The 12,484-nt window shown below is 63.1% G+C and carries 15 protein-coding genes and 1 pseudogene; 8 read left to right on the forward strand and 8 right to left on the reverse strand.

Annotated features, from left to right (window positions below; translation table 11 throughout):
* Nucleotides 1-58: 58 nt before the first annotated feature.
* Nucleotides 59-1,000, reverse strand: coding sequence for an N-acetyl-gamma-glutamyl-phosphate reductase (gene argC / locus ABRP30_RS11315; protein ID WP_349974254.1), 942 nt, complete (start codon nt 998-1,000; stop codon nt 59-61).
* Nucleotides 1,001-1,124: 124 nt separating this feature from the next.
* Between argC and ABRP30_RS11320 the strand changes: the two genes are divergently transcribed.
* On the forward strand, nt 1,125-2,006 hold the full coding sequence (locus tag ABRP30_RS11320; protein ID WP_349974253.1) for a LysR family transcriptional regulator: 882 nt from the start codon (nt 1,125-1,127) through the stop codon (nt 2,004-2,006).
* 129 nt (nt 2,007-2,135) lie between these two features.
* Nucleotides 2,136-2,399, forward strand: a complete 264-nt coding sequence (locus tag ABRP30_RS11325) for a hypothetical protein (protein ID WP_241805815.1) — start codon at nt 2,136-2,138, stop codon at nt 2,397-2,399.
* A 126-nt stretch (nt 2,400-2,525) separates the two neighbouring features.
* Here the strand turns inward: ABRP30_RS11325 and ABRP30_RS11330 are convergent, their stop codons facing one another.
* Both ABRP30_RS11330 and ABRP30_RS11335 read right to left on the reverse strand, forming a co-directional pair.
* Nucleotides 2,526-3,176: a TIGR04211 family SH3 domain-containing protein gene (locus ABRP30_RS11330; protein WP_349974252.1), complete on the reverse strand. Its 651-nt coding sequence runs from the start codon at nt 3,174-3,176 to the stop codon at nt 2,526-2,528.
* Nucleotides 3,177-3,434: 258 nt separating this feature from the next.
* Entirely contained in the window at nt 3,435-4,652 is a 1,218-nt protein-coding gene (locus tag ABRP30_RS11335; RefSeq protein WP_267823342.1) for a hypothetical protein, read from the reverse strand.
* 251 nt (nt 4,653-4,903) lie between these two features.
* Here ABRP30_RS11335 and ABRP30_RS11340 point away from each other — a divergent pair, with 251 nt between their 5' ends.
* Nucleotides 4,904-5,383 carry a VOC family protein gene (locus ABRP30_RS11340; protein WP_267823344.1) on the forward strand — a complete coding sequence of 160 codons (480 nt, stop codon included), beginning with the start codon at nt 4,904-4,906 and terminating at the stop codon, nt 5,381-5,383.
* 36 nt (nt 5,384-5,419) lie between these two features.
* Here ABRP30_RS11340 and ABRP30_RS11345 read toward each other — a convergent pair.
* Nucleotides 5,420-6,010 (reverse strand): annotated as a pseudogene (locus ABRP30_RS11345) (FAD-dependent oxidoreductase); the annotation flags it as partial.
* 261 nt (nt 6,011-6,271) lie between these two features.
* On the opposite strand from ABRP30_RS11345, the gene ABRP30_RS11350 reads away from it, so the two are divergent.
* From ABRP30_RS11350 to ABRP30_RS11365, 4 genes are all read left to right on the forward strand, one after another.
* Nucleotides 6,272-7,159 (forward strand): EamA family transporter, encoded by an 888-nt coding sequence (locus tag ABRP30_RS11350; protein WP_267823346.1) that lies wholly within the window; start codon nt 6,272-6,274, stop codon nt 7,157-7,159.
* Nucleotides 7,160-7,251: 92 nt separating this feature from the next.
* Complete coding sequence (locus tag ABRP30_RS11355; RefSeq protein WP_267823348.1) at nt 7,252-7,572, forward strand: YbjQ family protein; 321 nt, start codon at nt 7,252-7,254, stop codon at nt 7,570-7,572.
* A gap of 141 nt (nt 7,573-7,713) precedes the next feature.
* A complete protein-coding gene (locus tag ABRP30_RS11360) occupies nt 7,714-7,902 on the forward strand; it encodes a hypothetical protein (protein WP_012314238.1) in 189 nt (62 codons plus the stop codon).
* 142 nt (nt 7,903-8,044) lie between these two features.
* Complete coding sequence (locus tag ABRP30_RS11365; RefSeq protein WP_241805809.1) at nt 8,045-8,344, forward strand: hypothetical protein; 300 nt, start codon at nt 8,045-8,047, stop codon at nt 8,342-8,344.
* A 57-nt stretch (nt 8,345-8,401) separates the two neighbouring features.
* On the opposite strand, the gene ABRP30_RS11370 is transcribed toward ABRP30_RS11365, so the two are convergent.
* Nucleotides 8,402-8,734 (reverse strand): hypothetical protein, encoded by a 333-nt coding sequence (locus ABRP30_RS11370; protein ID WP_241805808.1) that lies wholly within the window; start codon nt 8,732-8,734, stop codon nt 8,402-8,404.
* A 298-nt stretch (nt 8,735-9,032) separates the two neighbouring features.
* Complete coding sequence (gene ampC, locus ABRP30_RS11375; protein ID WP_267823352.1) at nt 9,033-10,172, reverse strand: class C beta-lactamase; 1,140 nt, start codon at nt 10,170-10,172, stop codon at nt 9,033-9,035.
* Between the two features lie 117 nt (nt 10,173-10,289).
* Between ampC and ABRP30_RS11380 the strand changes: the two genes are divergently transcribed.
* Nucleotides 10,290-11,282: a bile acid:sodium symporter family protein gene (locus ABRP30_RS11380; protein ID WP_372490440.1), complete on the forward strand. Its 993-nt coding sequence runs from the start codon at nt 10,290-10,292 to the stop codon at nt 11,280-11,282.
* Nucleotides 11,283-11,335: 53 nt separating this feature from the next.
* On the opposite strand, the gene ABRP30_RS11385 is transcribed toward ABRP30_RS11380, so the two are convergent.
* Complete coding sequence (locus ABRP30_RS11385) at nt 11,336-11,920, reverse strand: DUF4157 domain-containing protein (protein ID WP_267823356.1); 585 nt, start codon at nt 11,918-11,920, stop codon at nt 11,336-11,338.
* On the reverse strand, nt 11,907-12,470 hold the full coding sequence (locus ABRP30_RS11390) for a TetR/AcrR family transcriptional regulator (RefSeq protein ID WP_241805804.1): 564 nt from the start codon (nt 12,468-12,470) through the stop codon (nt 11,907-11,909). The genes ABRP30_RS11385 and ABRP30_RS11390 overlap by 14 nt, the downstream gene beginning before the upstream one ends.
* Between the last annotated feature and the right edge of the window lie 14 nt (nt 12,471-12,484).

Genomic DNA, 12,484 nt, shown 5'->3' on the forward strand with positions numbered 1-12,484 from the left:
GTTGAATCGCCCCGCACCGGTTGATGCGGGACGCACAGTCTACCCCTTTTTTTACCTGTCAGCCTTGGGCCTGCAGCGCGGCAAGCATCAGCTCGAGGTTTTGCACCGCCGCACCCGAGGCGCCCTTGCCCAGGTTGTCGAACACTGCCGTGAGCAGTACCTGGCCGTGTTCGGGGTTGGCGTACACGCTCAGGCGCAAATCGTTGCTGTCGTTCAATGCCTCAGGGTCCAGCGGTGAGGCCGGCCCCTGCTGGTGCAGGGGGGCGACGGTCACATGGCGTGCGCCCTGGTAGTGCTGTTCAAGGCATGCCTGCAAGTGCTCGGCGCGGATCTGCCCTGGCAACAGGCGCAACTGCAGCGGGATGCTTAAAACGATGCCCTGGCGATAGGCCGCGTAGCCAGGCAAGAACACCGGCCGGGCTGCCAGGCCGGCGTGCAGCTGGATTTCCGGCACGTGCTTGTGCGCAAGCTCCAGGCCGTACATCTGCAACGTCGGTGCGCGCTGAGCCCCGGGCTGCTCATGGCGCTCGACCGCCGCACGGCCACCGCCGGAATAGCCGGAGATGGCATGGATGCTCAGCGGGTAGTCGGCGGGCAACAGGCCGGCCTGCACCAGCGGGCGCAGCAGGGCGATGGCGCCAGTGGGGTAGCAGCCGGGGTTGCTGACCCGCTTGGCCAGGGCAATGCGCTCGGCCTGCCGCTCGTCCAGTTCAGGCAGCCCGTAGACCCAGCCGGGGGTGGTGCGATGCGCGGAGCTTGCATCGATCACCCGCAGCGCTGGGTTGCGGATGGCCGACACGGCCTCGCGCGCAGCGTCGTCGGGTAGGCAGAGCAGGGCGATGTCGGCGCTGTTGATGGCGTCGCTGCGCCGTTGTGGGTGCTTGCGTTCTGCCTCGGGCAGGGTCAGCAGTTGCACATCGGTGCGCCCTTGCAGGCGGGCATGGATCTGCAGGCCGGTGGTGCCTTGGTCGCCGTCGATGAAGACAATTGGGGTACGCATGGTCGGGTCCGGTCACAAGAAAGGTGGCCTATGCTCGCCTGTCGCCGTGGTAAAGAAAATTTGAATATCATGATGCAGACCTTCATATTTTCTGAACTAATGTCATTCTTAAGCGGCCCAGCCCATGCGTGAAATCAGCCTCGATCGCCTCCGCACCCTTGTGGTCATCACCGACCTGGGGTCTTTCGCCGAGGCCGCGCGCCAGCTCAACCTGGCGCCGCCTACCATCAGCCTGCACGTGGCCGAACTCGAGGCGCGGGTAGGAGCGCCGCTGTTGACCCGCAACCGTAACCAGGTACGCCCCACCGCCATTGGCGAAACCCTGCTGGTACGCGCCCGCCGGCTGTTGGCCGATGCCGATCTTGCTCTGGATGAAGTGCGGCGCCAGGTCGAAGGGCTGGCAGGACGGGTGCGCCTGGGCGCCTCGACCGGCGCCATTGCCCACCTGTTACCGCAGGCATTGGAGCACCTGCGGGTGGCACATCCCGGTATCGATGTGCAGGTGCAGGTCCTGACCTCCCAGGCTTCGCTGGTGCGCCTGCGCGAAGGCGCCCTGGATATCGGCCTGGTGGCCTTGCCGCAGGTAGCGAGCAAGGGCATCAAGGTCACCGCCTGGCGGCGCGACCCGATCCTGGCCTACGTGCCGGCAGACTGGCAGCCGCCTGCCCGGGTCACCCCGGCCTGGCTGGGGCAGCGAGCGCTGATTCTCAATGACAGCAGCACCCAGCTTTCGCGGGTGACCGCAGAGTGGTTCGCTGCCGCCGGGCTGTATCCTGAGCCGCGGATCGAGTTGAACTACAACGACGCGATCAAGAGCCTGGTGGGGGCCGGTTATGGCGCTACCTTGCTGCCCCAGGAAGGCGAGATGGCCGAACTGGACCGGCGCATTGCGCGCCGGCCGCTGCGCCCAGGGTTGTGGCGGCAACTGGGGATTGCCTGCCGGGAAGGCGAGGTCGAGCGGGCGACGGGGTACGTGCTGCAGGCGCTGGAGCGGTTGCGCCAGTAGCTGGCGGCCGGCACAGGGCTGCGACCGCAGGGCCGAGCCCAAGCGTCAGTGCGCTTGGCCGACTATGCTATGTGCTGCGTCGAGCCAATGCCTCTCGATGACCTTTCCGATTTCCGAGGAGAACGCTCCATGAAATCCATGACAGTTCTGGTGATTGCTTCTGTGCTGAGTTTTGCCGCCCATGCCGATCCCGCCAGCAATTGCGATGCGAAGATCAAGGAACTGGAAGACATGCACAAGGCCAGTGGTCAGGCAATGCACGGTGGCATGGCCCATGACTTCAAGGTGCATATGCAAAATGCCAAAGATGCCCGCGATGCCGGTGACATGACCAAGTGCCAGTCCTCAGCCGACCAGGCCAAGACCATCTACAACAAGGCACGCAACAAATAGCAGGCAGACCAGGTTGGCCTGGCCCGCTGGCAAGCCGCTCAACAGGATCCGCATTCTGGGCCTGTGAGAGCCGGCTCGCTGGCGATCAGGCCGGTACTGCCAACCCGGTGCCTGGTCGGGCAGGCTTCAGAACCAGCGGTCGTTCTTCTTGCGGCCGCGGGTCAGCGCCGGCAGGATCAGCCCCGCCAGCAGGCCCGCGCCGGCAATGCTGCCGCCGTAGACCATGTAGCGCATCATGACTTGCTTGTTCTCATCGCCCAGGCGCGCCTGCGCGTCGCGTAGGTTCGACTGGGCCTGATCGAGCTGTTCGTTCAATGCCTGGTTGCGTGCTTGCAGTTCGTCGGCCAGTTTCTTGCGCGAGTCGAGGGTTTCCTGCATGCCCTGCACGCGGTTCTTCCAGCTGTCGTCGATGGTTTTCAGTTGCTCGGACAACTGCGCCACTTGTGCGTCAAGTTCAGGCAAACGCTCGCCTTGGCCCGGGACCGATTGCAGGTCGCTGGAGAGGATCCACACCAGGTCACCGTTCTGCCCGCGCACCTGGCTGTAGTTGCCTTGGGTGCCGATCAGGGTCAGCTTCTGTCCGGATTTGAGTGTGCCGACGATGCGGTGCCCGTCGGTAGGGCCGCTGCGTACATAGGTGCTCAGGCTGTCGCTGACCCAGCGCGCATCGCTGGCCGGCTCTTGGGCATGCGCGGGGGCGGCAAGCGCCACAAGGGCGGCGATCAAGCTGCCGCGCAGGGCAGGGAGGGCGAGGGAGGCTGGGCGGGATTCAGGCATGTTGGGTCTTCGCTGCATCAGGAAAAATAGGCCCGGTGACGTTTGCGCGTCAGTTGGGCCGGCGAACCGGTCGGTGAATTGACCGTCAGCGAAAGACCTCATTTTTGAAGGCAGGTTCACTGCTGGGTGTGGGAATTGTCTGCAGGATGTTGCAAAAGGCGAGCTAGAGCCCTCGCGGCGAACAGGCTGCTTTGCGTGTCGCAAGCGGCCTATTCGCGGGGCGTCATGTGCCTGGCAACAGCCTTGAAGTGGCTGCCGTCATGTGCCACGACGGGGGAGCTCCACGATGTACTCGGCAATCCTGCGCCGCAGGCCGTGGTCGTCCTGTCGCAGCAGCACATCGAACAGCACGCGGCTATAAGCGCTACGCGCTGCGCTGCTGGCGTAGCTGCACGGGCCGAACTGCCACTGCTCCCTCACGGCCCGCTCAGCCGCCGCCAGCATGTTGGCAGGAATGGTGCTGCTGGCGTGATGCGGCGTGACATGGCTGCGCGCTATGTAGGTAAGCGCGCTGTGCACCGCGTCGTCGACCAGCGACAGGGCAGACGCCACCGGCAGCATACCGAGCAATTGCGCGGCAACCTGCGTGGCCTTTTCCCGGGGTTCGAAAGGCAGGCCATGCGCTGCACAGCGCGAGGCGATGCAGGCACACACATGTTCAATCGATAGGGCCGTGATTGCCTCGCTAAGCTGTTCGCGCCATTCGGGGCGGGGGCCTACGCCCAACAGGTCAAGCAGCACGCGACGCAACGGCATCAGGCCCGCACGTTGGTGCCCGTGCAGGCTTACATTCACCACCCAGTACACTTTGTCACGCCACGCCTTGGGTGTTGGGTCATTGCTGAACGATGCCGGTGGGGAATCCGGGTCGACCAGCAGAATCAGGTCCTCTTGCAAAGCCTGCAGCAGGCTTGCATCCATGGCCTTCGAAGGGCTGACATGTTCCTCGCCAGTGGGGTGCTCGGCCGGAAGCAGCCGCTCGTGTTGTTTGTCCATCCGCACCTCGAGCAGCGCCAACAGTTGCAGCTTGCGGGTTATCGAAAGGCTGCGCAGAGGTATCGGCTGGCGTCTGGCCAGTGACCAGTGTTCCCTGATGCGTTGGCGCTGCTGTGCTTGCAGCTCCAGCCTGGCTTGCTGACGCGCCGCCAGGCATGGCTGGCACGCGCAAACACGGCGCCACTTCGTAGGCCCGGGGAAGTAATGGCGGTGGTCGCAGGTTTTGCAGAATGCCATGTTGTCGTGGCAGCTGGACGCCGTGCGGCTTTTGCGCCGCTCGAACAGGCTGGTTTTGCAGTAGGGGCAACGCAGGGCGGCGCAGGGAAGGGGTGGAAAGGCCTTGATCAGGCTGCTGGGTGCTACGTCGATGGCGTAGCGCTCGAGCAGGTGTGCAATCTTTTCACCGCTGATGTATTCGCTGTACAGCGCCTCGACCTGTTCGGCGCTAAGGTGCTGCAGCTTTGCTTGGAAGTCCGACAAACCTGAATCTCCCTGAAAAGTCGGTAATAGCCCGCTTTGAGGATGATCGTGCTTGCCGAATGGATAAGTGAAGCGCGCAAAGGCTGGATAATTCTCCGCTACGTGTAGGGCGTTTCTGATTTGCCCGGAGATCGGCAATCCTTGCGCTTGACGCGCTGCGTTCAAGCGTGCGCTCTGCCCATCGTCGTGCCGTGCCCAAGGGTGCCCAAGGGCTACACTGAACGTTTCCGGCCTATCCATGGAGCCATGCCATGACTGCCAAGAACACGATTTGCCTGTGGTTCGATCACGACGCGCAGGACGCTGCGCACTTCTACGCCAGTACGTTTCCCGACAGTGAGGTGATCGCGGTGCACCAGGCACCGAGCGACTACCCCTCAGGCAAGGCGGGTGATGTGATCACGGTCGAGTTCACCGTCATGGGCATCCCTTGCGTGGGGCTCAATGGCGGCAAGGCATTCAGCCACTCAGAGGCGTTCTCGTTCCAGGTCAGCACTGAGGACCAGGCCGAGACCGATCGACTGTGGCACGCCATCGTCAGCAATGGTGGGCAAGAGAGCGTCTGCGGCTGGTGCAAGGACAAGTGGGGGATATCCTGGCAGGTCTGCCCAAGGGTGCTGATCGAGGCCATTGGCAACCCGGACAGGGCGGCAGCAAAGCGGGCCTTCGAGGCGATGATGGGCATGGGCAAGATCGATGTGGCCGCCATCGAGGCGGCGCTGCGCGGCTGAAGGAAAAGGGCCCAAGCCTGGGCCCTGTGTGCCGGCTCAGGCCACTGGGATGGTCGGGTCTGCCGCTGCCAGTGCGGCCTGGCGGTCCTCGGCTGCCGGCGGGTAGATCCAGATCGAGTTGATCTGCAATTTCAGCACCTTGGCTTCGGCCTTGTCTGTCGGCGGCGAAACCTTGCGCTCCCAGCCTTCGGTGTACACCGCACCCCAGGCTCCCAGGTCGAGGCATTCGATACCCAGTGACTCGCACGCCTGTTCGATGGCGGGGCGAATGCCGTCACCCAGGGCTGCACCGATCTTCACGCCGCGGTCGACCACCACCACACGCAGCCGTGCCTGCTCGCCAAGGATGTTGCGCAAGCGCGATGGCAGCTCGGTCGCAGTCTCGATGCCGGTGAAGCCGCCCCCCGCAACCACCACGGTATTGCGTGCCGGGGTGTCGGGCAGGCTGGCCAGGGATTTGAGGTGGGTCTCAAGACGTGCGGCGCTGTCGATCTTGTCGACGTCGAACATATGTTCGATCCCGACCATGTCCGGTCGGTTGAGTACGCTGCCACAGGCCATGATCAGGCGGTCGTAGGGCAAACGGCATTCGGTACCACTTTGGATGCGGTAGCCCACACGTTTTGCCCTGCGATATCGGTCATGGTTTGGCCTGATTCAACGAAAAGTGGCGCTTGACTATTAGGGTAACGCAACGGCCTTCCAGGGCTTCAACTGCTCGCGCAGGGCAACGTTACAGGGACTTCGCGGCGGGGTGAATGCCCAGGCCGGATGCCGATTATCTGTACTGTTGCGTAAGGCCGAAGCCTAACTGTGCCGGTCCAGGCTGGGCAAATGGCTTTATGCTGTAACCAAATATGTCTAGTACGCCTGAAGAAGGAAGCTGCAATGCCGCTCAAGGACCTGCTGATCGCCCTGGTGGTGATCGTCGCCTGGGGAGTCAATTTCGTGGTCATCAAGGTAGGCCTTGATGGTCTGCCGCCGATGTTGTTGGGGGCGCTGCGCTTTCTGCTGGTTGCGTTCCCGGCGATCCTGCTGGTCAAACGGCCTAACCTGCCATGGGGCTGGCTGATCGCCTATGGCGCCACGATCTCCCTGGGCCAGTTCGCTTTCCTGTTCCAGGCCATGTACAGCGGCATGCCGCCAGGCCTGGCGTCACTGGTGTTGCAGTCCCAGGCTTTCTTCACCCTTGGCTTTGCCGCGCTGTTTCTAGGGGAGCGCTTGCGCCTGGCAAGCCTGCTGGGTTTGCTGGTGGCAGCCAGCGGGCTGGCGTTGATCGGCAGCGAGGACAGTGGCCACGTGCCAATGGTGGCGCTACTGCTTACCCTGTGTGCAGGCGCCATGTGGGGCATGGGCAACATCATCACAAGGCGTTTTGGCTCGGTCGACCTGGTTGCGCTGGTGATATGGGGCGGGCTGATCCCGCCGCTGCCGTTCCTGGCCTTGTCGTGGTGGCTGGAAGGGCCGGAACGCATCGGCCATGCGTTGGCCAATATCGGCTGGAGCTCGGTGCTGGCGCTGGCTTACCTGGCGTTCGTAGCCACCATGCTCGGCTACAGCCTGTGGAGCACCCTGCTGTCGCGGCACCCGGCGGGCAAAGTTGCGCCGTTCTCGTTGCTGGTGCCGGTAATCGGCTTGAGTTCGTCCGCCTGGTTGCTGGGGGAGCGGCTCACGGCGGTGCAGGGGTGGGGGGCGCTGCTGGTGATGCTCGGGTTGCTGGTCAATGTGTTCGGACCCAAGCTTGGCCAGCGCTTACGGGCCGCCAGCGCGCAATAACGGTTGTGTAGAGCCGTTCGGCCCTCCCGGGTAAACCCGAAGGGCCGATGCTTTGTTAGACTCGGGCTCTTTGTCACGCCACCGGAGCCCCCATGATCATCTCCACCACCAGCCAGCTCGAAGGCCGGCCAATCGCTGAGTACCTTGGCGTAGTCAGCTCCGAATCGGTGCAAGGCATCAACTTCGTGCGCGATTTCTTTGCACGCTTTCGCGACTTCTTCGGCGGCCGTTCACAGACGCTGGAGGGCGCGCTACGCCTTGCCCGCGAGCAGGCGACCGAGGAGCTGAAAGTCCGGGCACGGCAGTTGCAAGCCGATGCAGTGGTGGGTGTGGATTTCGAAATCAGCATGCCCTCAGTGCAAGGCGGCATGGTCGTAGTGTTCGCCACGGGCACCGCTGTGCGCCTGAAATAAAGGCATTGTGCCACTGGTCGGGTCCCGCTGTTTTGCCCGGGCAGTCCGTAAATGACCGGCTAGTCTCACTTTCACAGGCTGCGTTTTTCAGGCAAAACCCTTCCTTTGCCGACGCGGTCGCCACTGAAATGGAGACAGGGCATGAGCGAGTCCTTTTTCGAAGACATGAATGATGCGTTCCCCATCAACAGCCAGGTGCGTTGCGGTCAGGCAGCGTTTCGGCTGGGCTTTGCCCACATGACACTGGATGATTCGGAGCAGCTGCAACCGGCGCATCTGCAGCGCAGCAAAAAGGGCCGCTTCACGCCGAGGGTCGCGCCGAGAAAGTGACCCCGTTCACATAACCCCGCACCTATCGCGGGGTTTTTTTATGCGTTGTTTGACCTTGCTCATGGTAACGCTCGGTTGTGCTCGCCGAATCGATGCCGCTGTGGTCTTCTGCCAGGGGATCTCAGCAAAGGAGCACCGCTGTATGCGGGTCAGGGAAGAAACTTACTGGCAGTGGGCCGACGCACAATTGCACTGCCGCAGCCACGATGAAGCGCTGAGCGATGGCACCACCATCGATGTGCAGGTACGCCTGTCTCGGCTGGGCGCCACGCAGCTGTTCCTGGGGCTGTACGGCCAGGGTGGCAAAGCGTTGCTGGAAGAGTACTACCCGGCACGCCCGGGTGAGACCATGACACGTGCCTTGGTATGGGGCGTGGAGCGGGCCAGGGCGCTGGCGACCGGCGCATTGGCGTTGCCGCAGCAGCAGCGTCGCCAGGCATGAAAAAGCCCGGCCTATGCGGGCCGGGCTCAGGAAGTGGTGCGGCAACTCAATGAAGGGTCAGTTGAGCGGCTCGATCACCTTGACTGCCTGCCGCTCACGGGCGGCGGGCCATTCTTGTTGCAGGGTCTGCAGCACGCGGCCAACGAACTCGGTGTCGGCGGCGGCCTTCTTGCCGACGTAGCCCTGGCCACGGCGGTAGACCTTGAAGCGGGCACGCATGCTGGGCAGGTGCTCTTCGAATTCATCTTCTACGGTATTCGGCGGCAGGCGGTCGAGGCGCACTTCGCCGGTTTGGCTGACCCACAGCAAGTGGTCGTCGAGGCTGTCCTTGCGCATGGCGAACAGCTGGGCCAGTTGGTCAATTGTGGGATTGTTGTTCAAGTTCATCATAAAGCCCCCATTACCCGTTTTTGTTGGTGATTTTCACAGTTGGCGCTACCGCATGTAGCGCACTACCTAGGCTGCTACAGCAGCATCGCAACAGGGGCTTTCTCACGCTGCCTTTTGGACAGTTCCCTCTCCACGGATGGCCTGCGTTACCGCGCAGGCCATCTGGAACACCCTTGCCACCGCTCCCGATCGGGGAGACGGCTTCATCATGCCCAAGCGCGATGAATGGCGTCAACCGTTTTGTAGTGAATATTTTTGGTCACTACATCTTGTCCGACAATCCTGCTCGAGGCGCCTGTCAGCGGCCAATACGGGAGAGGATCCGGTAGGCTGCACGCACACGTTCCTCGTTGGGATAATTACGGTTTGCGAGAAGCACGATGGCCTTGCCTTCGGCCGGAATGAACGCGGCATAGGCACCAAAACCGCTTGTGGAACCGGTCTTGTTGTACCAGGCCTGGGCCAGGGCGGGGCGCGTCGGGGTAAGGCGCTGGGTGGGCTGAGGCTCCCGAACCATCCGTGAGCTGTTGCCATCGACCAGCGTATCGAGCGCTGTGGGGTAGGGGTAGCGTTCCCATCCCAGGCCTTGGGTCATTGCGCCGACCTGGAAATAGCCCGACTGGGTGATGGCGGCCGCGTTTCTCAACGCAGGCGATAGCTCGGCTGGCTGCATGTGCAGCCGCACGTAGCGCAGCAGGTCGCTGGCGCTGGTCTTGATTGCATAGGCCTGATCGGCATACGGGCCCGGGTTGACGTGCACCGCCCGGTTTTGCGCGTCATACCCTTGGGCATAGAGGCCCTGCGCGCTGGCAGGTACCTGAAGGTAGGTATGCTTCAGGCCCATTTGCGGCAACAGGCTTTTGCTCATCAGTTCAGCGAATGGCTGCTGCTGCGCACGTGCCGCCAGGTCACCGAACAGCCCAAGGCTTGGGTTCGAATAGCAGCGTTGGGTGCCGTGTGCGGCACGAGGCTTCCAGGTTCGGAAGAACTCCAGCGCTTGCGCATCAGTCTGCACAGTGTCAGGGAACTGCAGGGGCAGGCACGCGGCGCTGTAAGCCCCCAGTTCGAGCACGCTGGCCTTGCCCAGCGCCGTGCCGGCAAGCGCTGGCTGGTAGCGTTGGGCCGGGGCGTCGAGATCGAGCTTGCCTTCGGCGCTGGCCAGTGCGGCAAGGGTGGCGGTGTAGGTTTTGCTCAGGGAACCGATCTCGAACAGCGTATCGGCGGTGATAGCCCTGTCGTCGGCCTTGCTGGCCACGCCGTAGCTGAAGTAGTGCGCTTTGCCGTCGACGTACAGCCCTACGGCCATGCCGGCGATGTCCTGCTCCTGCATCAGTGGGTGGATGATGGCGTCCACCTGAGCCTGCAGCGGATCGGCTGCGTTTGCAGGGGCGGCAATCAAGGCCAGCGCGGCGGCGGCAGTCAGGGAAGCGAAGTGCATACGAAGATCCTTTCAGGCTGTGTCCGTTCAGCGACACCGATGGGGGTTCCGGCGTTAGCGGAATAAAGCCCGAAACCTTATCGTCTGCCCTTGCACAACGACAAGATGGAAACTGTTATGAAGCATTTGCGCATGTTGTTCGACAACTTCACCCTGGCCCTGCTCGGGGTGGTGCTGATCGCCACCGTGCTGCCCTGTTCTGGCGATGGCGCGGTGTATTTCGGTTGGTTGACCAACCTGGCCATCGGCCTGCTGTTCTTCCTTCACGGTGCCAAACTGTCACGCGAGGCGATTATCGCCGGGGCGGGGCACTGGCGCCTGCACTTGCTGGTGTTCTCCTGCACCTTCGTGTTGTTCCCATTGCTTGGCCTGGCGTTCAAGCCACTGTTCGTGCCACTGGTGGGCAACGAGTTGTATCTGGGCGTGCTGTACCTGTGCGCTTTGCCGGCCACCGTGCAGTCGGCGATCGCCTTCACGTCGTTGGCCCGCGGCAACGTGCCGGCAGCCATTTGCAGTGCAGCGGCCTCCAGCCTGATCGGGATCTTCCTGACACCGCTGCTGGTGATGCTGTTGCTGGGGGCCGGAGGGGAAACCGGTTCGGGGCTGGACGCCGTGCTGAAAATCACCCTGCAACTGTTGGTACCCTTCGTCGCCGGGCAGATCGCGCGCCGCTGGATCGGGGCCTGGGTAAAGCGCAATGCGCGCTGGCTCAAACTGGTCGATCAGAGTTCGATCCTGCTGGTGGTCTACACCGCGTTCAGTGAGGCGGTGGTGACGGGCTTGTGGCACACCGTATCGCCACAGCATCTTGCAGGCTTGTTCGCCGTGTGCGGGATCCTGCTGGCGGTGGTGCTGTTCGGCACGCGGCTGCTGGGCAAGGTGCTGGGGTTCAGCCTTGAAGACCGCATCACCATTCTGTTTGCAGGGTCCAAGAAGAGCCTGGCTACGGGCGTGCCAATGGCGCAGGTGCTGTTCGTGGGCAGTGGCATCGGGGCCATGATCTTGCCGCTGATGCTGTTCCATCAGATCCAGTTGATGGTGTGTGCGGTGCTGGCACAGCGGTATGCAAGCCGAGTGGAGGAAGGCGAGGCGGCTGCAGCTTCCTCGTGATGAGTCATCGATACCGGCCTGCGTGGGCCTGGCTCGGACCAGGCCGGTATCGACTAACGTGCCTGCCCCGAACTGCGCTGACGCAAGGCTTTGCTGACCTCGGCCTCGACCTTGTAGGCGGGCTCTTCCAGCGCCTGGTAGTTGCGCGTATAGCGCCGGGCGAATTCCTCCACCCCCAGTTCCTGATACTGCTGCACATGCTTGAGTTCATGCGCCCACAGGGCCACGTTGTCCTCGGCATCGCGGGCATGGCGGAAGATGATCGTGTCGATCAGCGTTACCGCGTTCACATCCGGGTTTTGCAGCAGGGCGTTGGCAGCGCTGATCTGCTGCTCGTCGCCAACCCGAAAGCGCGCGGCATCGAGCACGGCGAAGTCATACCAGCCTTCGAGCTGGGCCCGTATGTGCAAGGGGATCGGTTCACTGCCGCTGGCGGTTGCTTCATCGCGCGCCTGGCGCAAGCCGAAGGCCAGGCTACTGGCGGCCATGACCTCGACGTCCTTGAGCACCTGGCCGGGGTCGATCGGCGCACAGAAGCAGCCCATCAGGCAGACTGGGTACTGCCCCGGTGGGCACACCTGTTCGGCAGAGGCCGCAGTGCTCAGCAACAGGGCGCACAGCAGGCTAGCCGCTCTCATTCAGAGCCCTTTCGACGTGGCTTCGGCTGGCCTCTAACACTTGGCTTTGAACCGTCTCGCTAGCCAGCATCCGCCCGACCACCAGCGCCCCGACACACTGGCTGATCAGTACCCAGGCCAAGGCTTCATCCTCCAGCGTCTGGCTCCATGCACTGTGCAGGCTCACCAGCCAGTGCTCGGCTTCTTCACGTACCGGCCGTTCAGCGCGGGCGATTTCCACCCCCAACGGCGGCAGCGGGCAGCCGCCCTCGGCATTGTGCAGATGCGCCAGGCTCAGGTACTGCTGCAGGCAGCGCGCCAAGCGCTCGCGGCTGGCGCCTTGGTTGGCCAGGCGTGCCAGCGGGCTGTTGCACAGCTCCTGGCGGACCACTTCGGTAAACAAGTCGTCCTTGGACGGGAAGTGGTTGTAGAAGGCACCGCCGGTCAGGCCGATGGCCTTCATCAGCCCGGCCACGCCAGTGCTGGCAAAACCACCACGCTTGGCCAGCGCGCCGCTGCTGGCAAGCAGCTTGTCACGGGTTTGTTGCTTGTGGTCGGTTGAGTAGCGCACTTGAAAGCCTCACG

It is taken from the genome of Pseudomonas sp. WHRI 8519 (genome assembly GCF_040224055.2).
GTDB lineage: Bacteria > Pseudomonadota > Gammaproteobacteria > Pseudomonadales > Pseudomonadaceae > Aquipseudomonas > Aquipseudomonas putida_X.

Bases quoted from the DNA above. Each gene is read 5' to 3' on its own strand.
- argC (WP_349974254.1), bottom strand. From the start codon at position 1,000: ATGCGTACCCCAATTGTCTTCATCGACGGCGACCAAGGCACCACCGGC.
- ABRP30_RS11320 (WP_349974253.1), top strand. From the start codon at position 1,125: ATGCGTGAAATCAGCCTCGATCGCCTCCGCACCCTTGTGGTCATCACC.
- ABRP30_RS11325 (WP_241805815.1), top strand. From the start codon at position 2,136: ATGAAATCCATGACAGTTCTGGTGATTGCTTCTGTGCTGAGTTTTGCC.
- ABRP30_RS11330 (WP_349974252.1), bottom strand. From the start codon at position 3,176: ATGCCTGAATCCCGCCCAGCCTCCCTCGCCCTCCCTGCCCTGCGCGGC.
- ABRP30_RS11340 (WP_267823344.1), top strand. From the start codon at position 4,904: ATGACTGCCAAGAACACGATTTGCCTGTGGTTCGATCACGACGCGCAG.
- ABRP30_RS11350 (WP_267823346.1), top strand. From the start codon at position 6,272: ATGCCGCTCAAGGACCTGCTGATCGCCCTGGTGGTGATCGTCGCCTGG.
- ABRP30_RS11355 (WP_267823348.1), top strand. From the start codon at position 7,252: ATGATCATCTCCACCACCAGCCAGCTCGAAGGCCGGCCAATCGCTGAG.
- ABRP30_RS11360 (WP_012314238.1), top strand. From the start codon at position 7,714: ATGAGCGAGTCCTTTTTCGAAGACATGAATGATGCGTTCCCCATCAAC.
- ABRP30_RS11365 (WP_241805809.1), top strand. From the start codon at position 8,045: ATGCGGGTCAGGGAAGAAACTTACTGGCAGTGGGCCGACGCACAATTG.
- ABRP30_RS11370 (WP_241805808.1), bottom strand. From the start codon at position 8,734: ATGATGAACTTGAACAACAATCCCACAATTGACCAACTGGCCCAGCTG.
- ampC (WP_267823352.1), bottom strand. From the start codon at position 10,172: ATGCACTTCGCTTCCCTGACTGCCGCCGCCGCGCTGGCCTTGATTGCC.
- ABRP30_RS11380 (WP_372490440.1), top strand. From the start codon at position 10,290: ATGAAGCATTTGCGCATGTTGTTCGACAACTTCACCCTGGCCCTGCTC.
- ABRP30_RS11385 (WP_267823356.1), bottom strand. From the start codon at position 11,920: ATGAGAGCGGCTAGCCTGCTGTGCGCCCTGTTGCTGAGCACTGCGGCC.